The organism is Stenotrophomonas nitritireducens (assembly GCF_001431425.1).
Lineage (GTDB): Bacteria > Pseudomonadota > Gammaproteobacteria > Xanthomonadales > Xanthomonadaceae > Stenotrophomonas > Stenotrophomonas nitritireducens.
This window is the reverse complement of record NZ_LDJG01000017.1, coordinates 77,530-100,456: the sequence shown is the minus strand read 5'-3', so window position 1 is coordinate 100,456 and position 22,927 is coordinate 77,530. Positions and strand designations below refer to the sequence as shown.

At 66.8% G+C, this 22,927-nt stretch carries 21 protein-coding genes; 17 read left to right on the top strand and 4 right to left on the bottom strand.

What is annotated here, in order from left to right:
- The first annotated feature begins 1 nt into the window (after nucleotide 1).
- From ABB22_RS18550 to ABB22_RS11720, 16 genes are read left to right on the top strand one after another with little or no spacing between them, the layout of a single operon-like run.
- Nucleotides 2–160 (top strand): hypothetical protein, encoded by a 159-nt coding sequence (locus ABB22_RS18550; RefSeq protein ID WP_010791738.1) that lies wholly within the window; start codon nucleotides 2–4, stop codon nucleotides 158–160.
- Between the two features lie 10 nt (nucleotides 161–170).
- A complete protein-coding gene (ppk2, locus tag ABB22_RS11790) occupies nucleotides 171–1,034 on the top strand; it encodes a polyphosphate kinase 2 (RefSeq protein WP_003090242.1) in 864 nt (287 codons plus the stop codon).
- Nucleotides 1,035–1,066: 32 nt separating this feature from the next.
- Entirely contained in the window at nucleotides 1,067–3,532 is a 2,466-nt protein-coding gene (locus ABB22_RS11785; protein ID WP_006226038.1) for a heavy metal translocating P-type ATPase, read from the top strand.
- A gap of 31 nt (nucleotides 3,533–3,563) precedes the next feature.
- Nucleotides 3,564–4,871: an MFS transporter gene (locus ABB22_RS11780; RefSeq protein WP_015012974.1), complete on the top strand. Its 1,308-nt coding sequence runs from the start codon at nucleotides 3,564–3,566 to the stop codon at nucleotides 4,869–4,871.
- The gene (locus ABB22_RS11775) at nucleotides 4,868–5,479 is read left to right on the top strand and encodes a LemA family protein (protein WP_009516025.1); all 612 of its coding nucleotides are present in this window, start codon (nucleotides 4,868–4,870) and stop codon (nucleotides 5,477–5,479) included. Before ABB22_RS11780 ends, ABB22_RS11775 begins: the two co-directional genes overlap by 4 nt.
- Before the next feature lies 1 nt (nucleotide 5,480).
- The gene (locus ABB22_RS11770; RefSeq protein WP_009516027.1) at nucleotides 5,481–6,365 is read left to right on the top strand and encodes a TPM domain-containing protein; all 885 of its coding nucleotides are present in this window, start codon (nucleotides 5,481–5,483) and stop codon (nucleotides 6,363–6,365) included.
- A 1-nt stretch (nucleotide 6,366) separates the two neighbouring features.
- Nucleotides 6,367–6,864: a TPM domain-containing protein gene (locus tag ABB22_RS11765; protein WP_003121538.1), complete on the top strand. Its 498-nt coding sequence runs from the start codon at nucleotides 6,367–6,369 to the stop codon at nucleotides 6,862–6,864.
- A 25-nt stretch (nucleotides 6,865–6,889) separates the two neighbouring features.
- Nucleotides 6,890–8,251, top strand: a complete 1,362-nt coding sequence (locus tag ABB22_RS11760) for an MBL fold metallo-hydrolase (protein ID WP_003090261.1) — start codon at nucleotides 6,890–6,892, stop codon at nucleotides 8,249–8,251.
- Entirely contained in the window at nucleotides 8,248–9,795 is a 1,548-nt protein-coding gene (locus ABB22_RS11755) for a thymidine phosphorylase family protein (protein WP_003121540.1), read from the top strand. The genes ABB22_RS11760 and ABB22_RS11755 overlap by 4 nt, the downstream gene beginning before the upstream one ends.
- The gene (locus tag ABB22_RS11750) at nucleotides 9,792–10,691 is read left to right on the top strand and encodes a ribose-phosphate pyrophosphokinase (protein ID WP_003090267.1); all 900 of its coding nucleotides are present in this window, start codon (nucleotides 9,792–9,794) and stop codon (nucleotides 10,689–10,691) included. The genes ABB22_RS11755 and ABB22_RS11750 overlap by 4 nt, the downstream gene beginning before the upstream one ends.
- A gap of 53 nt (nucleotides 10,692–10,744) precedes the next feature.
- Nucleotides 10,745–11,389, top strand: coding sequence for a DUF6629 family protein (locus ABB22_RS11745; protein WP_003121541.1), 645 nt, complete (start codon nucleotides 10,745–10,747; stop codon nucleotides 11,387–11,389).
- Nucleotides 11,386–11,640, top strand: a complete 255-nt coding sequence (locus ABB22_RS11740; protein WP_057505250.1) for a hypothetical protein — start codon at nucleotides 11,386–11,388, stop codon at nucleotides 11,638–11,640. Before ABB22_RS11745 ends, ABB22_RS11740 begins: the two co-directional genes overlap by 4 nt.
- Nucleotides 11,637–12,668: a hydroxyacid dehydrogenase gene (locus tag ABB22_RS11735; protein WP_057505249.1), complete on the top strand. Its 1,032-nt coding sequence runs from the start codon at nucleotides 11,637–11,639 to the stop codon at nucleotides 12,666–12,668. Before ABB22_RS11740 ends, ABB22_RS11735 begins: the two co-directional genes overlap by 4 nt.
- Complete coding sequence (locus ABB22_RS11730; RefSeq protein WP_009516034.1) at nucleotides 12,665–14,287, top strand: ABC1 kinase family protein; 1,623 nt, start codon at nucleotides 12,665–12,667, stop codon at nucleotides 14,285–14,287. Before ABB22_RS11735 ends, ABB22_RS11730 begins: the two co-directional genes overlap by 4 nt.
- Before the next feature lie 27 nt (nucleotides 14,288–14,314).
- The gene (locus tag ABB22_RS11725) at nucleotides 14,315–15,370 is read left to right on the top strand and encodes a type II glyceraldehyde-3-phosphate dehydrogenase (RefSeq protein WP_003121545.1); all 1,056 of its coding nucleotides are present in this window, start codon (nucleotides 14,315–14,317) and stop codon (nucleotides 15,368–15,370) included.
- Nucleotides 15,367–16,629: an MgtC/SapB family protein gene (locus ABB22_RS11720; RefSeq protein WP_003121546.1), complete on the top strand. Its 1,263-nt coding sequence runs from the start codon at nucleotides 15,367–15,369 to the stop codon at nucleotides 16,627–16,629. Before ABB22_RS11725 ends, ABB22_RS11720 begins: the two co-directional genes overlap by 4 nt.
- 8 nt (nucleotides 16,630–16,637) lie before the next feature.
- Here the strand turns inward: ABB22_RS11720 and ABB22_RS11715 are convergent, their stop codons facing one another.
- Complete coding sequence (locus ABB22_RS11715; protein WP_009516036.1) at nucleotides 16,638–17,468, bottom strand: SDR family oxidoreductase; 831 nt, start codon at nucleotides 17,466–17,468, stop codon at nucleotides 16,638–16,640.
- Nucleotides 17,469–17,573: 105 nt separating this feature from the next.
- Between ABB22_RS11715 and ABB22_RS11710 the strand changes: the two genes are divergently transcribed.
- Nucleotides 17,574–18,176 (top strand): TetR/AcrR family transcriptional regulator, encoded by a 603-nt coding sequence (locus tag ABB22_RS11710; RefSeq protein WP_009516037.1) that lies wholly within the window; start codon nucleotides 17,574–17,576, stop codon nucleotides 18,174–18,176.
- A gap of 177 nt (nucleotides 18,177–18,353) precedes the next feature.
- On the opposite strand, the gene ABB22_RS11705 is transcribed toward ABB22_RS11710, so the two are convergent.
- The 3 genes from ABB22_RS11705 to ABB22_RS11695 form a co-directional block, all read right to left on the bottom strand.
- Nucleotides 18,354–20,783 carry a phosphoketolase family protein gene (locus ABB22_RS11705; RefSeq protein WP_003090278.1) on the bottom strand — a complete coding sequence of 810 codons (2,430 nt, stop codon included), beginning with the start codon at nucleotides 20,781–20,783 and terminating at the stop codon, nucleotides 18,354–18,356.
- Between the two features lie 117 nt (nucleotides 20,784–20,900).
- Entirely contained in the window at nucleotides 20,901–22,217 is a 1,317-nt protein-coding gene (locus ABB22_RS11700) for an SAM-dependent methyltransferase (RefSeq protein ID WP_006226050.1), read from the bottom strand.
- A 154-nt stretch (nucleotides 22,218–22,371) separates the two neighbouring features.
- Nucleotides 22,372–22,824 (bottom strand): MerR family transcriptional regulator, encoded by a 453-nt coding sequence (locus ABB22_RS11695; RefSeq protein ID WP_009516039.1) that lies wholly within the window; start codon nucleotides 22,822–22,824, stop codon nucleotides 22,372–22,374.
- Nucleotides 22,825–22,927 lie beyond the last annotated feature (103 nt).

Here is a 22,927-nt window from a genome sequence, read left to right as displayed (position 1 = left end):
CATGAAGAAGACCCGCTGGCGTCAGCGCATCAATCGACCGTACCTGGCTGCAGCCTACGGACAAGGCGATGGCTGCGGCTCCCGCTCGGATGCGGACATGAGCGCCGCGCCCCGCCGGGCGTCGACACACGCAATGCTGATCGCCTGCGACCAGACCTAACGGAGAACCCATGGCAAAGAACAAGAAGGGCGCCAAAGGCGCCAAGCACAAGGCCGATGTGGACGGCACCGGCACTGCCCACGGCTCAGCGCGCGACGAGACAGCGACACGCTCGATCGGCCGCGAGGACTACGAAGCACAGTTGCACATGCTGCAGATCGAACTGGTGAAACTGCAGCGGCATTTCATCAAATGCAACGACCGTATCCTGATCCTCTTGGAGGGAAGGGACGGCGCAGGCAAGGACGGCAGCATCAAGCGGCTGGTCGAACACCTGAGTCCTCGGGAAACACGGGTCGTCGCGCTAGGAAAGCCCTCCGACCGGGATCGCACGGGCTGGTACTTCCAGCGCTACGTCCCGCACCTGCCAGTTGGCGAAGAGCTCGTGGTGTTCAACCGCAGTTGGTACAACCGTGCGGGCGTGGAACCGGTGATGGGCTTCTGTACCGCCGAGGAGCACGAGGAATTCATGAACTCAGTGCCCAAGTTCGAGGAGATGCTGGTCAACTCCGGTATCAAGCTGCTGAAGTATTACCTCGACATCGGCAAGAAGGAGCAGAGCCGCCGGCTCGGGGAACGCCGCCGTGATCCCCTCAAACAGTGGAAGTCGAGCCCGGTGGATGCCGTCGCGCTGAAGCACTGGGACGGCTATACACGGGCGCGCGACGAGATGTTCATGCGCACCCATACGGCCGCGGCGCCCTGGTCTGTCGTGCACGCCGACAACAAACGGTTGGCGAGGCTCAACCTGATCAGAGACATCCTCTCCCGGCTGCATTACGCCGGCAAGAAGCACAAGGTCATCGCTCCCGACCGGGAGATCGTCTTCGAGTTCTCGCAGGACTGCCTGGACTCGGGCCGACTCGCTCGTTGAGACCACGAACACAGCGAACAGGAAGAACAGCCATGAAGTCGATCAACGTTGAAGTCGGAGGGCTCGTATCGAGCCTGAGCGCGGAGGGAGTACGCCGCAAGCTGCTGCAGCTTCCCGGCGTCCATCATGCAGATGTCAACTATGTTGCGGGAAGCGCAACGGTCCATCTCGATGAGGGACAACTCAGTGTCGAGGATCTGCGCCAGCGCATCGCCGAATGCGGCTATCACTGCCGTGGCGAGCAGACGCCCAAGCACGTGTGCGCGCCCGCCGCTGGCGTCTCTGCCGACCCCAGCCATGCGGTGCACGGCCATCACGGCGCACCCGCACGTCAGGCGCAAGAGATGGGGCATGAGGGGCACCACGCGCATGCCCCCGCCACGGCCGCACGCGCGAAGGCTGCGGCCACGACGCCCGCCGCCCATGCTGCGCACCAGGCCCACGCAGGCGACCCTGCGATGGACGACATGATGCACGACATGGGCCACGGGTCGGGCTCGATGCAGGACATGGCTCGGGACATGCGCAATCGCTTCTTCGTGGCCCTGGTCTTCGCCATTCCCGTGTTCTTCTATTCCCCGATGGGGAAGATGTTCGGCGACTTCCAGACGCCGTTCGGGCTGGACGACAAGCTCTTTCTTTTCTTCCTCGCAAGTGCCGCGATCATCTATCCAGGTTGGCCTTTCTACGTGGCGGCGTGGCGCGCGCTGCGCAACGGCGTCGCCAACATGGCCACGTTGGTCGTGCTGTCGGTGGGCACCGGCTACCTGTTCAGCATCGGCGCGACCTTCTTCTACGAGGGTGAGGTGTTCTATGAAGCGGCATCGGTGCTGCTGGTCTTCATCCTGCTGGGGCACTGGCTGGAGATGCGCGCCCGCGCGGGCGCATCCGACGCGATTCGCGCGTTGATGGATCTCGCCCCACCCATGGCCACGGTCGTGCGCAACGGGGTGGAGACCAAGGTACCGACCGCCGAGGTTGCAGCCGGGGAACTGGTCGTGATCAAGCCCGGCGACAAGATCCCGGTGGATGGCGAGATCGTCGAGGGCGCGTCGCAAGTGGACGAGTCGATGCTGACGGGCGAGTCCATGCCGGTCAAGAAGGGCGTGGGCAGCACCGTCGTAGGCGCCAGCATCAACAAGAGCGGGAGCTTTCGCTACAAGGCCACGAAGGTCGGCGCGGACACGGCCTTGGCGCAGATTGTCAAGCTGGTCCAGGAGGCCCAGAACTCGAAGGCCCCCGGCCAGCTGCTGGCCGACCACGCATCCCAGTGGCTGGTGCTGGCGGCGATCGTGATTGGCCTGCTGACCTTCAGCGTCTGGTACTGGGTGATGGGACAGACATTACTGTTCGCACTCACCTTGACCATCACCGTGTTCGTGATCGCATGCCCTGATGCGCTGGGGCTGGCCACCCCGATGGCCATCATGGTCGGGACCGGGCTGGGCGCAATGAACGGCATTCTCTTCAAGAATGCGGCCGCATTGGAGAACGCCACCAAGTTGACGGTCGTGGTGTTCGACAAGACCGGCACCTTGACACTGGGGCAGCCCGATGTCGTCGAGATGGTGGCCGCGCCCGGTGTCGAGGAGACGCGGCTTCTGGCGACGGCCGCCGCGGTGGAGAAGTTCTCCGAGCACCCCCTCGCGCTCGCAGTGCTCAAGCGTGCGGGAGACATGCCGACGGAGGTCACCGAGAACTTCACCAACATCGATGGGCAAGGCGCACGGGCCACTATCGGGGGCGAGACGGTGCTCCTGGGCAACCGGCTGCTGATGCAGTCGGAACAGGTGGATCTGGCCCCCCTTGCCAGCGAGGCGGCGCGGCTGCAAGGCGGGGGGCGCACTGTGGTCCACGTCGCGCGCGGTGGCCGGCTGATCGGCCTCATCGCGATCGCCGATGCCGTGCGGCCGACCTCGCGCGAGACGATCGCCAAGCTGCAGGCACGCGGCGTGAAGGTCGCGATGCTGACCGGCGACAACCAGGCGACCGCCGAGCGCATCGGCAAGGAACTGGGTATCGACATCGTGCTTGCGGATGTGTTGCCCGGGCAGAAGGCCTCCAAGATCAAGGAACTGCAGCAGCAGGGTCACAAGGTCGGCATGGTCGGCGACGGCATCAACGACGCTCCGGCGCTGACGCAGGCCGACGTGGGCTTTGCGATTGGCGCGGGGACGGACGTTGCGATGGAAAGCGCCCAGGTGGTGTTGATGAAGAGTGACCCCTACGACGTGGTCGGGGCCATCGAACTGTCCCGGGCGACGCTGCGCAAGATGCACCAGAACCTCTGGTGGGCCGTGGCCTACAACGTGATCGCCTTCCCGCTGGCGGCCGGGGTGCTGTATCCGTTCACCTTGTCGCCCGAGGTCGCTGCATTGTCCATGTCGGGCAGTTCCGCGATCGTCGCGATCAATGCGCTGATGCTCAAGCGCACGCGCCTGCCGGGGATCAAGCGCGTGACGTCGCGTGCCAGTGTCCCAGCGGCCGCGTCAGCCTGAGCGGCGGGCCACCATGGTAGAGAGCCGCGCCATGCGATCACCGCGCGAATCCGGGCCCACCCGCCAGCAAGACCTCGGCGTCGCGCAGCTGGGTTGGCTCGCTGCGGCCGTATTCGTCGTCTCGGCCGGATATGGGGCACTGATGCCCTTGATCCCCGACTGGCTGCGGCCCTTGATGGGCGACGCGGATCCTGCGGCGCTTGCGCGCCATGTCGGCTACCTCAGCGGCATCTACACGGCGGGCATCCTGCTGGGTGCGCCCCTGTGGGGCATGCTGGCGGACAGGCTGGGGCGTGCCCGCGTGTTGCTGGTGGGCCTGATCGGCTACGTGGCCAGCCTGCTCCCGCTGCTGCGCCCCGAGTCCCTGGGCGTGGTCGGCATCTATGCGCTGCGCGGCGCGACGGGCTTTTTTGTGGCCGCGGTCGTGCCGGTGGTGCCGGCGCTCGTCGCGCAGTACACCCCAGAATCGATTCGCGCCAGGCGCTTTGCATGGCTGGGTGCGATGTCGCTGCTCGGGTTCCTGTTCGGCCCCGGCCTGAACGCCGCTGCAGAACGGCTTGTCGGCCTGGGCTTCTTGAGCGTGCTGGTACAGGGCTCATCGACCACGCTCGTAATCGCACTCTCGGCCGCGCTCGGCGCGCTGATGATGCTGGGCCTGGCCGCAACGCTTCCCGCACCTTCCTCCCTTGGAGAGGCGGACGCAGCCGATCACGACGGAGCACCCCGGAGCCGCTCCCTGGCGCTCTGGATTCTCAACGGTGTGGTCATGTTCGTGCTTGCCGGCTTTGAACTCGGCATCGTGCTGCAGGGCCAGCGCCACCCCGATCTCTCCTCCCGAGAGGTGTCGTTGATGTTCGCCGAGTGCAGTCTGGTGATGCTGGGCGTCAACGCGGTGCTGTTCTTCACCGGCCTGCTGGAGCGCGCCGACCCACGCCGCGTACTGGCCTGCGGCATGGTCCTGGGCATCGCCGGGCTCCTGATGCTGGCCCGCCATGGCAGCGAGATGTGGCTGTACGTCGGCGTGAGTTTCACGGCTGCGGGCACGGGTCTCGTGCTCCCCACCCTGGCCTACCTCGCTGCCGGCACCTCGGCGCGGCGGCTCGGTATCGCGATGGGAGGGCTCGCCGCGGCAGCCGGCCTCGGACAAACACTGGGATCGGCCGCCACCGGATGGCTATTCGGCGCTGTGATGCAGAGCACCTTTGCGTGGCTGTCGATTCCACTGGCCGCCACCCTCGCGCTGCTGCTCATTCCGCGGCGTTGGTGGCCAGCCAACCCCGTCCTGGTGAGCGCTTCACCGTCCCGCACTTTTCTCACTTCCACGGAAACCGAACCATGAGACTGATCCTGATGTCCCTGCTCGCAGCGCTTGCCCTGTCGCTGAGCGGATGCGGCTACAACGACTTCCAGCGGCTGGACGAGCAGACCAAGTCCGCCTGGTCCGAGGTGCTGAACCAGTACCAGCGGCGCGCCGACCTGATCCCCAACATCGTCGCGACCGTCAAGGGCGAGACCAACTTCGAGCAGGAGACGCTGACCCGGGTGGTCGAGGCCCGCGCGAAGGCGACCTCGATCCAGGCCACGCCGGAACTCGTCAACAACCCCGAGGCGTTCCAGAAGTTCCAGGCGGCACAGGGCGAACTGTCCGGCGCGCTGAGCCGGCTGCTGGTGGTGAGCGAGAACTACCCGCAACTCAAGGCGAACCAGGCTTTTCAAGACCTGCGTGCCCAACTTGAGGGCACGGAGAACCGCATCACCGTGGCGCGTGGGCGCTACGTGAAGGCGGTGCAGGATTACAACGTGCTCACGCGCAGCTTCCCGACCAACATCACGGCCAAGCTGTTCAGCTACGTCGTCAAGCCCAATTTCTCGGTCGCCGACGAGAAGGCCATGGCGGCGCCGCCACAGGTCGATTTCGGCGCCTCGGCGCCGGCGGCGCGCCCCTGACATGAGAACGCCCAGAACAGCGGTGCTCTCTCCGGCGGCCCCTCTTCGGCTGGCCCACGCTCTGGCCTGGCTGCTGCTGAGCCTGTTCCTTTCGGTCGCGTCCGCGCAGGAGTTGGTCGCCGTTCCCCCGCTGCAGGCGCGCGTCACCGATCTCACGGGAACGCTCGCCGCCGATCGTGTCGCCGCGCTGGATGCGCAGCTTCGGGCCTTCGAGCAACGCAAGGGCGTGCAGATCGCCGTGCTGATGGTCCGCTCGACGCGGCCCGAACCCGTCGAGCAGTACACCCTGCGGGTGGTAGAGCAATGGAAGCTCGGCCGTCGCAAGGTGGACGACGGCGCGTTGCTCCTGGTGGCCAAGGACGACCGCACCGTGCGCATCGAAGTCGGATACGGCATCGAGGGTGCGCTGAGCGACGTGGTATCGCGGCGCATCATCGACGAGGTGATCACGCCGCGCCTGCGCCAGGGCGATTTCGACGGCGGCATCGCCGCAGGCGCCGAACAGATCATGCGGGTGATCGATGGCGAGGCCCTGCCTGCGGCGGACCCACGGCGGCAGGGGCAGACCAACGACATCGGGCAGGCCTGGCCCTTCCTGTTCGTCGCGGCCCTGATGCTGGGCGGAGTGCTGCGCAACGCCCTCGGCCGCCTTCCAGGCTCCCTGGTCACGGCTGGCGTGCTGGGTGCCGCTGCGTGGCTGTTGGTGGGCACCTTCGCGGTGGCCGCGGTGGCTGGACTGGCGGGATTCCTCGTCACGCTGCTGGGCATCGGCATGGGTGGCCACGGCGGCCTGCACGGGCGCCACCGGGGAGGCGGCTGGCCGGGCGGAGGATTCCGCGGCGGCGGCGGCGGCTTCGGTGGCGGCGGCGCGTCAGGACGGTGGTGAGATGAACATGCAACGACTTCTTCGCCACCTTGCGACCACGGATCGCGCAGTCCGCCGCGCCTTCCCCCCGCGTGCCCTGGATGCGATCGAGCAGGCCATCCGCACGGGAGAGTTCCAGCATGGGGGCCAACTGCGCTTCGTGGTCGAGGGTGCGCTGGACGGATCGCCACTGTGGCGCAACCAATCGCCGGGCGAGCGGGCGCTGGACCTGTTCGCACGCCTGGGTGTGTGGGATACGGCGCACAACAGCGGCGTCCTGATCTACGTGCTGCTGGCCGACCGGGCCGTGGAGATCGTGGCCGATCGCGGCATCCATGCCTGCTGCGGTGCCGAAAGGTGGTCGGCTGTGTGCCAGCGCATGGAAGCCCAGTTTGCGCAGGGACGCTTCGAGGCCGGAGCCCTGGAAGGCATCGTGGCCGTCAGCCACCTGCTGGTGCAGCACTTTCCGCGGGGCGCGGACCACGGCAACGAGTTGCCGGATCGGCCGGTCCTTCTTTGAACGACAACATCCTTGGAGACCTACCATGCAACTTCAGTTTCTGGGTGCCACCGGCACCGTGACCGGTTCCAAATACCTGCTGCGCCATGGCGACGCGACCATTCTGGTGGACTGCGGCCTGTTCCAGGGATTCAAGCAGCTGCGCCTGCGCAACTGGGAGCCGCTGCCGGTCGCGCCCAAGACCGTCGACGCGGTCGTGCTCACCCACGCCCACATCGACCACAGCGGCTACCTGCCACTGCTGGCGCGACAAGGCTTTCGCGGCCGGGTTTACTGCACGTCCGCGACGCACGAGCTGTGCAAGATCCTGCTCACCGACAGCGGCCATCTGCAGGAGGAAGAGGCGAAGTTCGCCAACCGGCACGGTTTCTCCAAACACCAGCCCGCGCTGCCGCTGTACACCCGTGAGGACGCCGAGCGCTGCCTGAAGCTGTTCGCGCCACGTCCGTTCTCTCAGGACTTCGAGGCGCTGCCCGGACTCACCGCGCGGTTGACGCCTTCCGGGCACATGCTCGGCTCGGCCTTCGTGCACCTCAACGACGGCCGGCGATCCGTGCTCTTCTCCGGCGACATCGGCCGGCCCAACGACCCGGTGCTGCGCCCGCCGGTGCAGGTCCCCGGCGCCGACTACCTGCTGGTGGAATCCACCTACGGCAACCGCAAGCATGAAGCGTCCGACGCACTGGCGCAGCTGGAGACTGTCATCAACAAGACGGCCGCCCGTGGAGGGGTCGTGGTCATCCCAGCGTTCGCTGTCGGCCGAGCGCAGAGCCTGATGTACGGCATCTACCAGCTCAAGAAGCAAGGGCGCATCCACCAGCACCTGCCCGTGTACCTGGACAGCCCGATGGCCATCGATGCCACACGGCTGTACCACGCCCATCGCGACGAGCACCGGCTCTCGCCCGAGGAATGCGAGGGCATGTGCCATGCCGCGAAGATCGTCAACAAGGTCGAGGAGTCCAAGGCGCTCAGCGCCGGTCGTGGACCGATGGTCATCATCTCCGCCAGTGGCATGGCCACTGGAGGACGCGTGGTGCACCACCTCAAGTCATTCGCGCCCGACCATCGCAACACCATCCTGTTCGCCGGCTACCAGGCGGGCGGCACCCGTGGCGCCGCGATCGTGCACGGCGCGTCCACCGTCCGCATCCATGGCCAGGACGTGCCGATCCGCGCCGAGGTGGCCTCGCTCGACAACCTTTCCGCCCACGCCGATGCCGACGAGATCCTCGCGTGGATGCGCGGCTTCACGCAAACACCGCGCCGAACCTTCGTGACCCACGGCGAGCCGGAGGCGGCCGATGCGCTGCGCGCGCGGATCGACCATGAACTGGGCTGGTCGGTTGCCGTGCCCGAGTACCTGCAGACGGTGGATCTGGTATGACGGCGCACCTGCACGAGACCGGCACCGGCACCGGAGAGGATGGCGTGAACACGCTGCAGGCGTGGCGCACCGGCATCGACACCCATCAGGAGCCGGTGGTCTACATGCGGCGCGACTGCCCTGTCTGCCGGTCGGAGGGTTTCACGACCCAGGCGCGCGTGCAGCTGACGGCCGGCCGCCGCAGCATCGTGGCGACGCTCAGCGTCGTCGATGGGGATTGGCTGGCCGAGAACGTCGCTGGCCTGTCCGAATCGGCATGGGCGTCGCTGGGGGCGCAGCCGGGCCAGCTGGTCACGGTGACCCATGCACCGCCGCTGGATTCGCTCAGCCATGTCCGGGCCAAGGTCTACGGCAATGCCCTGGGCGATGCCGAGTTCAGCGCCATCATCTCCGACGTCGCGGCGGGCCATTACTCTGACCTGCATCTGGCCACCTTCATCACCGCCTGCGCCGGCGATCGCCTGGACCTCGCGGAGACCGTCTCGCTCACGAAAGCCATGATTGGCGTCGGTGACCGCATCGATTGGGGGCGCCCGCTGGTGGTGGACAAGCATTGCGTCGGCGGCCTGCCCGGCAACCGCACGACCCTGCTCGTGGTGCCCATCGTGGCCGCCTGCGGCCTCACGATGCCCAAGACCTCCTCGCGCGCCATCACCTCGCCGGCCGGGACGGCCGACACAATGGAGGTGCTGGCGCCGGTGAACCTGGATGTGCGAAGCATGCGGCGCGTGGTCGAACGCACGGGCGGCTGCATCGTCTGGGGCGGCTCGGTACGGCTCAGCCCCGCCGACGACATCCTCATCCGCGTCGAGCGGCCGCTGGACCTGGACAGCGAGGGCCAGCTCGTCGCCTCGGTCCTGTCCAAGAAGGCCGCTGCGGGCTCGACCCATGTGCTGATCGACCTGCCCGTGGGTGCCACCGCCAAAGTGCGCAGCGCGCAGGCCGCGGCGGCGCTCGGTCGGCGCCTGCAGGAGGTGGGCAGCGCCATCGGCCTGCACGTGGCCTTGCGCGTCACCGATGGTGAGCAGCCGGTCGGCCGCGGGATCGGCCCGGCACTGGAGGCCCGCGACGTGCTGGCCGTCCTACAAGGGACGCCCGAGGCCCCGGCCGACCTGCGGGAGCGAGCGTTGCGGCTGGCGGCGGACATCCTCGAAATGGGCGGTGCAGCGCCCGCCGGCGGCGGCCTGACGCTCGCCACGCAGGTGCTGGCCGACGGCCGCGCCTGGGCCACGTTCGAGGCGATCTGCGCTGAGCAGGGCGGCCTGCGCAGCATCCCGGTGGCAACGCATCGGCACACCGTCGCATCGCCGTCCACGGGACGGGTCTCCCGAATCGACAACCGGCTGCTCGCGCGGGCGGCCAAGCTCGCCGGAGCACCGACCGCCGCTGCCGCCGGCATCGACGTGCATGCGCGCCTGGGCGACCAGGTCGAAGCGGGACAGCCGCTCTTCACGCTGCACGCCCAGGCGCCGGGCGAGCTGGCCTATGCGCTGCAGTTCGTCCGCTCGCGCCCACCGATCTTCCAGATTTCGGAGAACCTATGAAACCTCTCGTTTTTCACCTGCCGGGCGACGAAGACTTCGCCGATGGACTGATCCGGGCGTTGGGCGCGCAGCGGGCTGCCCTGCAACTGCACCGGTTCCCGGACGGCGAGTCGCTGGTGCGGCTGGACGCCGACGTCACCGGCCGCACCGTCGTGATCGTGGCCAGCCTGGCACAGCCGGACGCCAAGGCGCTGCCCTTGTTGTTCGCCGCGGACGCAGCGCGCGACCTCGGCGCCACCCGCGTGTTGCTGGCTGCCCCGTACCTGGCGTACCTGCGTCAGGACCGGCGCTTCAACACGGGCGAAGCCATCACGTCCCGCACGTTCGCTGCGCTGGTGTCGACGGTGTTCGACGGTATCGTCACCGTCGATCCCCATCTGCACCGCTACCGCTCGCTCGGCGAGGTCTACCGGGTGCCGACCCGTGTGGTCCAGTCCGCGCCCGCCATCGCGGCCTGGGTCGCAGCCCATGTGGACCGTCCCGTGTTGATCGGACCCGATGCGGAAAGCGAGCAATGGGTCCAGGAAGTCGCGCGCTTGGCTGGCGCGCCGTTCACGGTGTTGCAGAAGATCCGCCGGGGCGACAAGGACGTGGAGGTCAGCCTTCCCGACACCGCGGCCCTGGCAGACCGCCAGCCTGTGCTCATCGATGACATCGTGTCCAGCGCGCGCACGATGATCCAGGCAATCGCCAGTGTGCGCAGCGTGGGATTGCCGCCACCGGTGTGCATTGGGGTGCACGCCCTGTTCGCCGCCGACGCGTACCACGCACTTCTTGCGGCAGGGCCCCAGCGGGTGGTGACCTGCGACACCGTGCCGCATGTCTCTAACGGCATCAGCGTGGTGGCACCGCTGGCGACAGCGGTGCAGGAACTGATGGAAGCCGGCGCGCCATGAGCCGCTGCGCCGCGCTCGCCATGACGCTCACGATCGAGGGGAGATGACTGCCCATGTGCTTTTCCGCACCCGCCAGTTTCACGGCCGCAGCGGTTCTGCTGGGCCTGGGGACCGTCACCATGCGCCGGGCCCGCTCACGGCGCGAACTGCCGTATGCCGCCATCCCGCTGCTGTTCGGGGTCCAGCAACTGCTCGAAGGCATGCTGTGGCTGACGTTCCCCGACCGCGCGCCCTTGCTGAACGTGGCGCTGACGCATCTCTACTCGTTCTTCTCGCACGTCCTGTGGCCGATCTACGTCCCGCTGGCTGCGCTGGCGCTGGAGAGCGTCCGTTGGCGCCGTCGGGTTCTGGTGGCCATTGCAGTCGCGGGCGCGCTCGTCGGTCTGTACCTGCTGGCGATGCTGGTGAAGCTGCCCATCACGGCCCGCGTGGTCGGCCAGCACATCCTCTACGACTCTCCGCACTTCTACGTGATGACCACGATGGCCCTGTATCTGATCGGCACCTGCGCAAGCCTGATGGTTTCTAGCCACCGGCGCGTGGCGGCTTTTGGGGTGGCCGCCTTTGTCTCCGCAATCGCCGCCTACATGTTCTATGCAACCTGGTTCATCTCGGTGTGGTGCTTCTTTGCCGCTGTGCTCAGCTTCATCGTGCTGTGGCAGTTCCGTGAGCCCCGAGCGAGGCTGGCCGTGCCATGACGAATTCTCCGGCCAGATTCAAGCCCGCACTGGCCTACGCGGACTGCGGCCGCACGCAGGGCCCGATGCGCCGCGCGGCGTTCTTCACGGTTCAGTTGCTCGACGGATTCGAGACCATGCGCGATGCGGTCGCCGGCCGGCTGCCGACGGTATTCGCGCAAGCGGAACTCGCGCAAGGCACCAAGACCGGGCACTTCATCGCCGCGTTCTGCATCCTGTCCCTGCACCGGGTAATCGAGGAGGGCTCATGACCGCACAAAACCGTCTGTCCGTTCTGTTCTCCGACATCGCACCGGCGGACCAGGCCGCGCTGCAGCAACGGCTTCCGACCCACTGGCACGCGCACTTCGTCCAGAACGAACGCCTGGTGGTATCCGATGTCGGCGATGAAGACACCGAGGTGCTGTGCGTCTTCGTGCGCACGCGCGTTGACGAATCGGTGCTCCGGTTGCTGCCGCGCGTGCGGCTCGTGGCAACGCGCTCCGCGGGCTTCGATCACATCGACCTGCAGGCTTGCCGCCGACGCGGCATTGCCGTGTGCAACGTGCCGGACTATGGGTCCGCCAGCGTCGCCGAACATGCCTTCGCGCTGCTGCTGGGCGTGGCTCGCCATCTGACACAAGCCCACGAGCGGGCGCGCCAAGGTTCTTTCGCTTACCGCGGCCTCACCGGCTTCGAGCTGGAAGGAAAGACGCTGGGCATCGTCGGGCTGGGCCGGATCGGGCGCCACGTGGCCCGTATCGCCCTGGGCTTCGGCATGGAAGTTCTCGCGTACGACCCGGCCCTCGCCCCATCGCTCGACATCACGGCAGCACCCATCGCCGGCGTCCGCGTGGTGACGTGGGAGCAGATCCTGCAAAGCAGCGATGTTCTGAGCCTTCATGTTCCGGCCACGCAGGCCACGCACCACCTTCTCGATGGCCAGGCCTTCGCGCGCATGAAACCGGGCATGGTACTGATCAACACGGCACGGGGTGCGCTCATCGACGAGGCCGCCCTGCTGCACGCACTGGAGGCAGGTACCGTCGCCGCAGCAGGACTGGACGTGCTGGAACAGGAAGGGGATCTGTCTCCCGAAGTGCCCACGGGCTGCGGCGGACTGGGTTGCGATACCGGCTGGTCGGCATCCAGCCCACTGCTGACGCATCCGCGTGTGCTCGTGACACCGCATGTCGGGTTCAATACGTCGGAGGCGATCGCGCGCATCCTCGACGAGACCATCTCGAACATCGCAGCCTGGCATGCGGGCCGCCTGCGCAACAGGTTGGATGAGCCATGACGCGACCGAACCGCCCCGTTTCCACCGTGCGTCTTGCGGGCCGCCCAACGCAACGCTCGGCGCTGCGCCGGGCCACGCAGATCGCTATGGCCCTGAGCGGGTTCCTGCTCTGGGTGGCCTGGCACCGGGGCCTGATGCGCTGCGATACCCACCGGGCGGCCGACCGCTTCGCCGAAGTGCTGCAGCGATTGGGCACGACCTTCGTGAAGCTGGGCCAGCATCTCAGCCTGCGGGCCGACATTCTGGCGCCCGATGCGCAAGAGGCTCTGGCCAGCCTGCAGGCCAATGTGGCGCCGTTTCCTCCCGAGCAGGCGGTCCAGGAGGTCGAGGCGGCGCTCGGCCGCCCATGGCAGCAGCTCTTCGCACGCTTCGACATGCACGCGCTCGCCGCGGCCTCGATCGCCCAGATTCATCGTGCAGCCCTGCCGGACGGGACGGAAGTGGTGGTGAAGATCCGCCGCCCTGGCGCGGCCGAGCAGGCCGAGACCGACATGCGCATCCTGCGCCGCATCGTCCTGGTCATGCAGGGGCTCGTGCCCTCGCTGCGTCGCTGGGGGCTGGCAGCCATCGTGGACGAGGTTGCGGCCAACTTCCGCTACGAGATGGATTTGTCGCGCGAGGCAGCTTCCGTGCGACGTTTCGCCGACGCCTGGCGCGGCTCTGCCGACATCGTGATCCCCGACGTGGTGGACGGCCTGTGCACGCCGACCGTCATGGTCCAGCAGTTCAGCCACGGAGCTCACCTGCACGGTCTGCCTTCGTCCACCGCGGTGGCGGCCGCGGGCAAACTCGTGGACAGCTACGTCGCCCAGATCTTCCGCGATGGCTTCTTCCACGGCGACCCCCATCCCGGCAACGTCTTCGTGATGGACGATGGCCGCATATGCCTGCACGACTTCGGCATCGTGGGCCGGGTCGACGGCAACATGCGGCGGGCGCTGGTGGCGTTCGCCCTGGCCTTCGTCGAGCAGGATGCCGAATGGGTGGTCGATGCCTGGCTCGACCTGGGCCTGCTCGGCGACGGCACCGATCGGGCCGTGTTCGTGCCTGTCGTGCGTGCCCTGGTCGCAGACTGCGCACAGAGGCCGCTGAAGGACTGGTCGCTCTCAGGTGCTCTCGCGCAGCTCGTGGCGGCGGGCCGGACCCAGGAAGTCCGGCTGCCCAGGGACCTCCTCGTGCTCACGCGTACCCTGTTGTTGCTCGAAGGGACGGTGCGCCTGCTGGCACCCGAGTTTTCCATCATCGAAGCCATCTCTCGCCACACGACCACGGGCGTCTTCGACGAGCCCAAGTCTGCGGCATCGCAGCGTCTGCCATATGAACTGGGGAACGCGGCCCACGCCCTGCCCTCCCTGATGGCGCGGCGTCTGCACAGCGTCTTGCGGCAGGGTGACCTGCTGCAACTGTCGATCAAGCCGGATGCCAGGATGCTGAGCGGGATCGACCGCCTCGGCCGTCGCGTCGCGCTGGCGCTCGTGACGCTCGGCCTGTACATCGCATCGAGCTTGTTGATGCAGCACGGCGTGGGCCCGCGCTGGGGCGACATGCCGGTACTCGCGCTGCTGGGCTATGCGCTGGCGATCCGGTTCACGTTTTCCATCGCGCGCAGCCGCGGCTGAGGCGCCTCATCAAGCAAGGAGTCAGGCATGAACAAGGTCAGAGTGGCGGTGAACGGATACGGTGTGATCGGCAAGCGGGTGGCGGATGCGGTCGCACTCCAGGAGGACATGGCGCTAGCCGGCGTCGCGGATGTGGTGCACGACTATCGCCTGCAGGTGGCCGCGCAGCGCGCTTTCCCGATTTACGCGGCGACCGCTGAAGCCGCACAATCGATGCGTGCTGCGGGGCTTCCTGTCGCGGGCGATCTGGCCGACCTGCTCGCCAACGCGGACGTCGTGGTCGATTGCACACCCAAGAAAGTCGCCGCGGTCAACAAGAGGGCGTACGACGCTGCCGGTGTGAAGTCCATCTTCCATGGCGGCGAGTCCCACGCGTTGACCGGTCATTCGTTCGTCGCACAGGAGAACTACGCAACCGCGATCGGCCGCACCTCCACCCGGGTGGTGTCCTGCAACACGACGTCGATCGTGCGCACCCTGGGGGCGCTTCGGACAGCGGGCCTGCTCAAGCGAGCCCGCGGGACGCTGATCCGCCGGGCTTCCGACCCGTGGGAGGCGCATGCGGAGGGCATCATCAACACGCTCGTGCCGGAGAAGACGATCCCCAGCCATCAGGGACCGGACGCGCGCACTGTGATCCCGGACCTGGACGTCGTCACGATCGCGGTCAAGGCGCCGCACAACAGCAGCCACCTGCACACCTGGTGGGTCGAACTGACGAGGCCGGCCACGCGCGACGAGGTGCTGGCGGCCTTTCGCGCTGCGCCACGGATCGCGTTCGTGCGATCCTCGGATGGTCTCGTGGCCCTCAACAGCACGGTGGAACTGATGGCCGATCTCGGCCGCCCGCGCGGCGACCTGTGGGAGGTCGCGTTGTGGGAGGACGTGCTTTCGGTCGATGGCGATCAGGCGTACTACACCTACCAGGTCTTCAACCAGGCGATCGTAATCCCCGAGACCATCGATGCCATTCGCGCCTTGAGCGGCATCGAGACCGATCCCCAGGTGTCGATGGCGCGCACCGATGCTTCGCTGGGACTGCAGCGTGATTTCATCCGTGACCGCGTCCAGGTTCGACGATGAGTGAATTCGATGATCCCGCGCTGGTCGGGCTCGGGCTGGCACTCGCTTCGGGACTTCTGATCGGCCTGGAACGGGGATGGCAGCAACGCGAGCGGCCCGAGGGACATCGCGTCGCGGGCGTTCGCACCTTTGCGCTGATCGGCCTGCTCGGCGGCCTTGGCGGGCTGCTGGCCCAGCGCTGGGGAGCCGGCATGCTCATCGCTCTGCTCGTACTCGTCGGGGTGTATCTGGTGGTGGGCTACCTGGTGACGGCGCATATGCATGCCGTGATGGGACTGACCACGTCCGTCGCCGCCCTTGCGACTTTCGCCATCGGGGCGCTGGCGACCAGTGGCGCTTGGCGCGTTTCGGCGGTCGCCGCCGTGGTCGTGCTGGCGCTGCTGCGTTTCAAGCAGCTCTTGCACGCCGGCGTCGGCAAGCTGTCCGAGGCGGAGATCAGCAGCGGCACGCAGTTGCTGTTGATCAGCGTGGTCGTACTGCCCGTACTCCCTGATCGTGGCTTTGGCCCCTATGAGGCGTTGAATCCCTATCGCCTTTGGTGGGCCGTTGTCCTGCTGGCAGTGCTGTCGTTCGCTGGGTTCGTCCTGATGCGCTCGCTCGGCAGGAAACGAGGGCTGGTATTCACAGCGCTGCTCGGCGGGATCGTGTCGAGCACCGCCACCACGGCCACGTTGGCGCGCTGGGCCGGGCAGACGCCAGGCTGGCATCCACTGGCAGCGGCGGGGGCGGCGCTCGCCTGCGCAGCCATGTTTGCGCGCATGGCGGCTCTCGTCGCCATCGCAGCCCCCGGCATCGGCTGGGACCCGGTGGTCATCTTCGTGGCCATGGCCGTGGCTGGCGGTGTTCTGGGGACGTTCCTGGCGGCGCGGTCGCCCGCCGACGACTTGCCCGAACTTCAGCTTGGCAACCCATTGCAGCTGCGCTCCGCGCTCCAGTTCGCAGCCTTCCTGGCCGCGGTGATGCTGGCAGGCCGCTTTCTTGCCGATCGCTTCGGGGATGCTGGCGTCATGCTGACCGCCGCTGCCTCGGGTCTGGTGGACGTCGATGCGATCACGCTCTCGATTGGCCGCCTGGTGACCGAGGGCGCCGTCACCGCCGCTTCGGCCACCCTGGCCTTGTTCATCGCCGCATCCGTCAATCAGGTCACCAAACTTGTCCTGTTGATGTCGCTGGGCGGTAGGGCGCTCGCATGGAGAGTGCTCCCGTCGTACGCGGCCATGGCTGCTGCTGGCTTTGCCGTCGCCCTGGGCTTGACCTGAAACAGCGATCAGCTATCGAAGGCCACCGATCGCGCCAGACTCTCCTGCGCTTCAAGGGCAGACAGCCTGCCCTTGAGCGCCGCCTGGATGACGCCGAAGGCGTCACCGCCCAGCGCCACCCGAAGCGGTGGCTTCTCGCTCGTGGCCGTGTCGAAGATCCGGTGCGCGATCTTCTGCGGATCGAGCGTGTACAACTCGTCACCCGCGTTCTCGAACATCGCGCGAATCTGTCCAGCGGGCGTGTCCTGATAGGCGGGGTTCGCCGGCGCGTACTGCAAATTGCGGCTGAAGCTCGTGCGAGCGCCGCCCGGTTCAATGAGTGTGACGAAGACCCCAAACCCCTCCAGTTCCTGGCGAAGGCATTCGCTGAAGCCTTCCAGACCCCATTTCGCGGCGTGGTAAAGACTGCTGGTCGGCAGGGAGCCTTGGCCACTGGCGCTGGAGATTTGGATGATCCGACCGGCTCGCCGTGTGCGCATGGCGGGAATGAAGGCCCGCGTGACGTGCACCGGCGCCAGCAGGTTGAGGCTGATCTGCCCTTCGATGTCCGCGTCGGAAAACTCTTCGGTGGCGCCGATGATGCCGCCGCCGGCGTTGTTGACCAGGACATCGACCGGGCGGCGGGCCTCGGCGCGCTGGACCACGGGTGCGATGTCCCCCTTCACGGTCACGTCGAGCCGTTCGACAACGAGCTGGTCACCGTAGCGTGCTGCCAGGTCGTCGAGCGTCTCGGGACGCCTGACGGTGGCCGTGAGGTCATCCCCCGAAGCCAGGATGATTTCAGCAAGATGGCGACCGATGCCGCTGGATGCGCCGGTGAGGAACCAATGTCTGGACATAAATGCACTCCTGTGGTTTACTTACCAACTAGTTTGTAAGTTAATGGCGCCCGTGTCAAGCGATGATGGGCGCTCGGATGAAATGTTGTTGAGGAGTAACGGCCCATGGCCAAGAGACGTCCCGCCGAGACCCAGCAAATGCTGCTGGACGCTGCGCTGGGGGAATTTGCCGAGAACGGGCTGGCGGGGGCACGAATTGACCGGATCGCGGCGGCAGCAGGCATCAGCAAGCCGATGCTTTATGTCCATTTCGGGGACAAGGAGGCTCTCTTCGACGCCGTGCTCAGCCGGGAAATCCTCGCCGCGGCGCAGGACGAGCGCTTCGATGCGGACGATCTTCCCGGCTATGCGGGGCGCACCTACGATTTGCTCACCGAGCGGCCGCACCTATGGCGGCTCATGACCTGGTTCCACCTGGAGCGAGGCCAAGAAGTGCTCCTGCTCCCCGCCGGTCACAGCGTACTGGAAGCCAAACATGCGGCCATCACCGCTGCCCAGGCGGAAGGACGCATCACAGCGGATTTCACGCCTGATGAGATCGTGCGACTGGTAGCGACGATCGTGCAAACGTGGTGCATGGCACCGGCGGCGAGGGATTCGCAGGAGCACGAGGCGCGCAGACGGGCGATTCAGTTGGCGATTGCGCGGATGCTTTCGCCTGGCAAATCCCCTCTCCAGCGCGGGAAAATGGTTGACGCCTCGCGCTGAACGCCCGGACAAGGAAGTGCTACTTGGCACGGGAGGACGACATTCAGGCGCGACGTGGCCATCGGTCCCACAGCCATTCGTCAGACATCCGAACCCAGTGCGACCTGGCAACGCACATGAAGAAGCAGAGTGCGTCGGCGCAATCAGCGTCCGGTCGTGGGTCGTGCTGGAAGGGGGTTAAGCCGAGACCGTGATGACGCGCGGGTCGCCACGCCCCTGCACGGCCGCCCACTCCTCGGCGCTCAGCAAGCTCTGCGGATCGACACCGAGCCCTTGAGCCGCCTCCGCCGCGACGTGCGCCCACGTGCAACGGTTCGCGAACAGCATGCCGGCCACATCGAGTGTCCCGCCGCGCGCCTGGTAGCCCAAGGCACGGGTCTGCCGCGCCCCTGTATCGATCCGACGCATCAGGCCCAGCGTCGGCTCGGGTCGCATGTGCGAGACGATGACGCGCACGGCGGCAGTCTCCGGGAACAGGGCGCGCAAGGCCTGGTCGCCGGCCACAAAGTCCTGCTCGCGTTCGTCGCGGGGTGCTCTGAAGCGGCCCGGCTCGATGACGCAGGTCACTGCGGTCCGATGTCCAGCGGCTTCGAGGCGCCGCGCCGCAAGCAGGGCCTGCTGTAGCTGGTATGCGCCGATGGCAACCAGCAACACGTCGGGGGCGTCGCAGGGCTTCACCACCCAACCACCCTGATCGACCAAGCGTTCGGCCTGCTCGGCACTCAACTGGCTGGCGACGGCCCGCTTGGGAACGACCAGCGTCCAGAACTGGCCATGCGAGGCGTAGGCCGCGCGCAGCGCCGCAACGGCACTGTTGGCATCGACCGGGAACAACACGCGCGAGGTGTCGGACATTTCGCCCAACAGCGCTTCGGCCAGCGTCGGATCCTGGTGCGACTGCTCGTTCTTGCCGTTCTCCCAGGTGTGGGACGTCGCAACCGTGACCACCGACAGCCATCCGGGTGGTGTGCCTGCCTGCGCCTGATGTCGCGCGAACAGGATTTCCTGGCGCAGCGCGCCCAGCATCTTGACGGCAAATGCCTCGTAAGAGACGACCAAGTTGATGCCGCCCTTGTTGCCCAGCGCCGCGCTGACCACCGCTTCTTCGTTGAGCGCCGTGATCACGGCGCCATCGACGGCCTCCGCCAGGCCCGGTTCGGGCGTGAAGACGCGGTGTTTGAGCAGGTCCAATGTCTGGCCCATGCGGTTGCTGCGCAGCTCGTCCGGATTGCCTACCCGCGGACGCAGCTGTGGGTTGGCTTGGACGAGGGCCGCGAAGGCTCCGTCGAGTGCCGCCATTGGCGAGACCTCGCCCTGGCCCGCAACATGCCACTGCGGAACCGGAAGTCTGGGGGCCGCCACCTGGCGGTGCGCCAGGGCATGGTCCCGCTCCAGGGGACGATGCTGCACTTCGTGCCGGCGCAGTAGTGCGACCGCTTCGTCGAGTTCGTGCGACGGCACGAAGAGAGCGCGAGCACCCTCGTTGAACTGCTGAAGCGCTATCTGGTCGACCCGGGGGTTCCCCTCCAGCGGCAGGTTGTGCGCGGCATTGGTTCCAGCACCGGGGAAGCCGAATCCCTTGGGCGCTTCGGCGATGGTGTAGTGGAGGGGTACCGGGTACTGAACGGTGCCCTGCGAAACTCCAGCCGCGCAGGCCGACAACCGCTCCTCCATCGCGTGAACGGCCCAGGCGAACGCGGCGGGGTCGGTGCCGTCGATCTCCATCGGGTCGAAGCCGTTCAGCCGCAGATGCTGGTGGAACCATTCTCGGCCCCCCTGCTGCTGCATGGTGCTGCGCTGTTCGATGCGGCGACCGTTGAGGATCATGAACGGTGCCACGAAGCCGCTGTCTTCTGCCCGCCACCAGCGCGGCGCCCAGTCACTGCCACGCTGCTCCTCGAAAGCGCCGTCGCTGAGGAACACCACCAGCCGCTCGCCGGGCAAGGGCATGTGCACGTACTGCAGTTCGGCAAAGCCGAGATAGCCGCCCTCGGACAGACCGCCTGCCGTATTCGGGCCGACGTGGCTGCCCAGCGGCGAGGCGGGACGCCCCTGTGCGTCGATCGCGTAGCTATAGAAATCCCGGGCAAAGCGCGTGAGGCCGCTTTCGCTGCGGTCGTATCTCTCGGCGTGGCGCGGCGTCATGTTGCCCACCAGAAGGTTGCAGGCATCGATGCCCGCGACGCAATGGCCCTGGCCCATCAACCAGCCACGCGTCAACCCACTGAGCGCGTTCGCGGCCAGGTAGCCGACATAGGCCGGCACGATGTTCAGCGCCCCACCGGTATGCCCCTCCGGCGTCTCCTTGAAATCCTCGGCTCTCATCTCCCGGCCATCGGGATAGACCCGGTCGGCATAGGTCATGTGAACCGTCAACCACATGCCTGCCACGGCCAGGCGGTCCGCCGACCAGAGCGTGCGATACACCGCGGTTGTGTCGCTCGCCTTGCCTTCGGCAACCAGCACCTGTGCGAGATCGTGGACTCGCAGTTGCGTGAGATCGTTGTGGGTGATGGGGCCGTGGCCGCGCGCCCAGCGGGCGAACTCGGGATCAGACTCGCGGAACACGCGGACGCGCTCGGCGACCCAGGGAAGCTCGTGGTTCATGTGGAAAGTCCTTGAGAGCCGGCACGCAGGTAAGCGCGACGGCGAGATTGGGAAGGCTGGCGTCTGTGATCGTCTTTCGCGCGCCAGCGGCACGGCCATCTAGCGTTCATGGCTGTGTTATCCATAAAGATCAGAGCGGGTCAAGGGCACGGGCCAGCTTCCGCCGTCGCGTTTGGACGCGACGATCTGGTAGATCCCAGTCCCCCCGGCCTCGAATTCCAGTGCACACGCCGCCATGTACAAGCGCCAGATGCGGAAGGTCACCTCATCGACCTCCCGCAAGGCCTCCTCCCGGCGCGCTTCGAGTCGCTGGACCCAATGACGCAAGGTCAGCGCGTAGTGGGGTCGAAGACCTTCGACGTCATGGATCTCGAAGCCGGAGCGCTCCATCCCTAGCTGGATATTGCTGACGCAGTCCAATTCGCCGTCGGGGAAGACGTAGCGGTTGATGAACTCGGTCGCGACGGTTCGGCTCCAGCCCTCCTCGTCATGGGTGATCCCGTGGTTGAGGAAGAGTCCTCCTGGCCGCAAAACCCGCTGGACCACCGCGTAGTAGGCCGGTAGGTTCGCGAGTCCCACGTGCTCGAACATGCCAATGCTTGACACCTTGTCGAAAACGGCCGTGCCTTCGAGGTCACGGTAGTCGCGCAGTTCAACGGTGACGAGATCCTGCAGGCCCTCCGAGCGGATGCGCTCGCGCGCGTATTCGAGTTGCTGTTGGCTGAGCGTGATGCCGTGCGCACGGACGCCATGTTCTCTTGCCGCCCAGCACACGAGCGCGCCCCAGCCGCAGCCGATGTCGAGCAGGCGTTCGCCTCGCTGCAGGCGCAGCTTGCGGCAGATGTGCTCCAGCTTGTTGCGCTGAGCCTGGTCCAGCGTGTCATCCGTCGCCTTGAAATAGCCACATGAGTAGACCCTCTCGGCATCGAGCCAGAGGCCATAGAACGCGTTGGACACATCGTAGTGAAAGGAGATCGCGGCCTGATCGGTTTGACGCGAATGGCGATGGGAGAAGCGACGTGCGACGCGCGAGGCCAGACTCCGCGAGGGCTTCAACCCGTCCTGGTCGGACACGCGCAGCAGCAGTGCGTCGCGCAACAGGGCCAGTTTGTCGCGCCAAGAGAGCGAAAACCTCTCGAAATGCGCCTTGAGCCCGAGCGCGGTGTACAGGTCTCCCTCAATGTCGATGGTGCCGCGGAAATAGGCTTCCGCCAGCAGCAGCGGATCCGGGCGCAGGACCAAGCGACGCAGCAGACCCGGGTCACGGATGATCAGGGTGTATTCCGGGTGCGATTCGAGCTCGTGCAAGAGCATATCGCCCAGACGCAACGCCGGCGGGCGCTCGATGCCGGCCAGCAGCCGGCGCAAGATCCGTAGCGCGGCGGCATATCCGTCGGGCGATACGGTTCGATCCCGTGTCGTGAGGTGGCTCATTGGGGGCGCCTCGCTCGCTCGTGTGCAGCGGATGCTGCGAAGTGGATAGACGACTCATACTTGGCGCTGGCGTGATCGGCACGACCACAACCGCTGCACCGCATGTACGTAGAGCGTCGTGATGCCGGGGAATGTCGACGATGATCAGAGCGATTCATGCGCGTACACGACGGGACTTCGCGCGCACCGAATTGCGCTGAACGTCCGCATCCGCTCCTTCGATCAAACCGCAGACGGAATGGCCATCCGGGACGCCGTCCGGCAGCCGCTTCCAGTCGCGCTCTGCCTGCTGCATGCGGCGATGCAAATCTGTCGCCTCCTTCAGCCGCCGGGCCTGCTCGTCAAGCCGTTCGCTCAGCAGCGCCCGCGCGCGCGGACAAGGCGATGCACCGCGCTGGCTCATCTCGACAAACTCTGCAGCGTCCTTGAGCGTGAAGCCGAGGGCCAATGCATTGCGTATGAAACGAACCCGGGCGACGCTTCGATCCGAGAATGCGCGGTAGCCGTTCGTGCCCCGGCCATCGGGCACCACAAGCCCCACCCGAAGGTAGTGACGCAACGTGTCCGGTGTGACGCCTGCCGCCTTGGCGCATTCAATGAGTTGCATCACCATCCTCCAGCAAGGTTGTCTTGAATCCCTTCACTTTCGAGCGAGTTTGAACCCAGGTGCTGCACATGGGTCAAGGGCCCGGTGTCTGAACCGCTCCGTT

Coding starts and splice junctions, on each gene's coding strand:
- ABB22_RS11735 (WP_057505249.1), top strand. CDS start 11,637: ATGACCGCACAAAACCGTCTGTCCGTTCTGTTCTCCGACATCGCACCG.
- ABB22_RS11745 (WP_003121541.1), top strand. CDS start 10,745: ATGTGCTTTTCCGCACCCGCCAGTTTCACGGCCGCAGCGGTTCTGCTG.
- ABB22_RS11695 (WP_009516039.1), bottom strand. CDS start 22,824: ATGCAACTCATTGAATGCGCCAAGGCGGCAGGCGTCACACCGGACACG.
- ABB22_RS11775 (WP_009516025.1), top strand. CDS start 4,868: ATGAGACTGATCCTGATGTCCCTGCTCGCAGCGCTTGCCCTGTCGCTG.
- ABB22_RS11710 (WP_009516037.1), top strand. CDS start 17,574: ATGGCCAAGAGACGTCCCGCCGAGACCCAGCAAATGCTGCTGGACGCT.
- ABB22_RS11780 (WP_015012974.1), top strand. CDS start 3,564: ATGCGATCACCGCGCGAATCCGGGCCCACCCGCCAGCAAGACCTCGGC.
- ABB22_RS11765 (WP_003121538.1), top strand. CDS start 6,367: ATGAACATGCAACGACTTCTTCGCCACCTTGCGACCACGGATCGCGCA.
- ABB22_RS18550 (WP_010791738.1), top strand. CDS start 2: ATGAAGAAGACCCGCTGGCGTCAGCGCATCAATCGACCGTACCTGGCT.
- ppk2 (WP_003090242.1), top strand. CDS start 171: ATGGCAAAGAACAAGAAGGGCGCCAAAGGCGCCAAGCACAAGGCCGAT.
- ABB22_RS11725 (WP_003121545.1), top strand. CDS start 14,315: ATGAACAAGGTCAGAGTGGCGGTGAACGGATACGGTGTGATCGGCAAG.
- ABB22_RS11760 (WP_003090261.1), top strand. CDS start 6,890: ATGCAACTTCAGTTTCTGGGTGCCACCGGCACCGTGACCGGTTCCAAA.
- ABB22_RS11750 (WP_003090267.1), top strand. CDS start 9,792: ATGAAACCTCTCGTTTTTCACCTGCCGGGCGACGAAGACTTCGCCGAT.
- ABB22_RS11740 (WP_057505250.1), top strand. CDS start 11,386: ATGACGAATTCTCCGGCCAGATTCAAGCCCGCACTGGCCTACGCGGAC.
- ABB22_RS11705 (WP_003090278.1), bottom strand. CDS start 20,783: ATGAACCACGAGCTTCCCTGGGTCGCCGAGCGCGTCCGCGTGTTCCGC.
- ABB22_RS11770 (WP_009516027.1), top strand. CDS start 5,481: ATGAGAACGCCCAGAACAGCGGTGCTCTCTCCGGCGGCCCCTCTTCGG.
- ABB22_RS11720 (WP_003121546.1), top strand. CDS start 15,367: ATGAGTGAATTCGATGATCCCGCGCTGGTCGGGCTCGGGCTGGCACTC.
- ABB22_RS11730 (WP_009516034.1), top strand. CDS start 12,665: ATGACGCGACCGAACCGCCCCGTTTCCACCGTGCGTCTTGCGGGCCGC.
- ABB22_RS11755 (WP_003121540.1), top strand. CDS start 8,248: ATGACGGCGCACCTGCACGAGACCGGCACCGGCACCGGAGAGGATGGC.
- ABB22_RS11700 (WP_006226050.1), bottom strand. CDS start 22,217: ATGAGCCACCTCACGACACGGGATCGAACCGTATCGCCCGACGGATAT.
- ABB22_RS11715 (WP_009516036.1), bottom strand. CDS start 17,468: ATGTCCAGACATTGGTTCCTCACCGGCGCATCCAGCGGCATCGGTCGC.
- ABB22_RS11785 (WP_006226038.1), top strand. CDS start 1,067: ATGAAGTCGATCAACGTTGAAGTCGGAGGGCTCGTATCGAGCCTGAGC.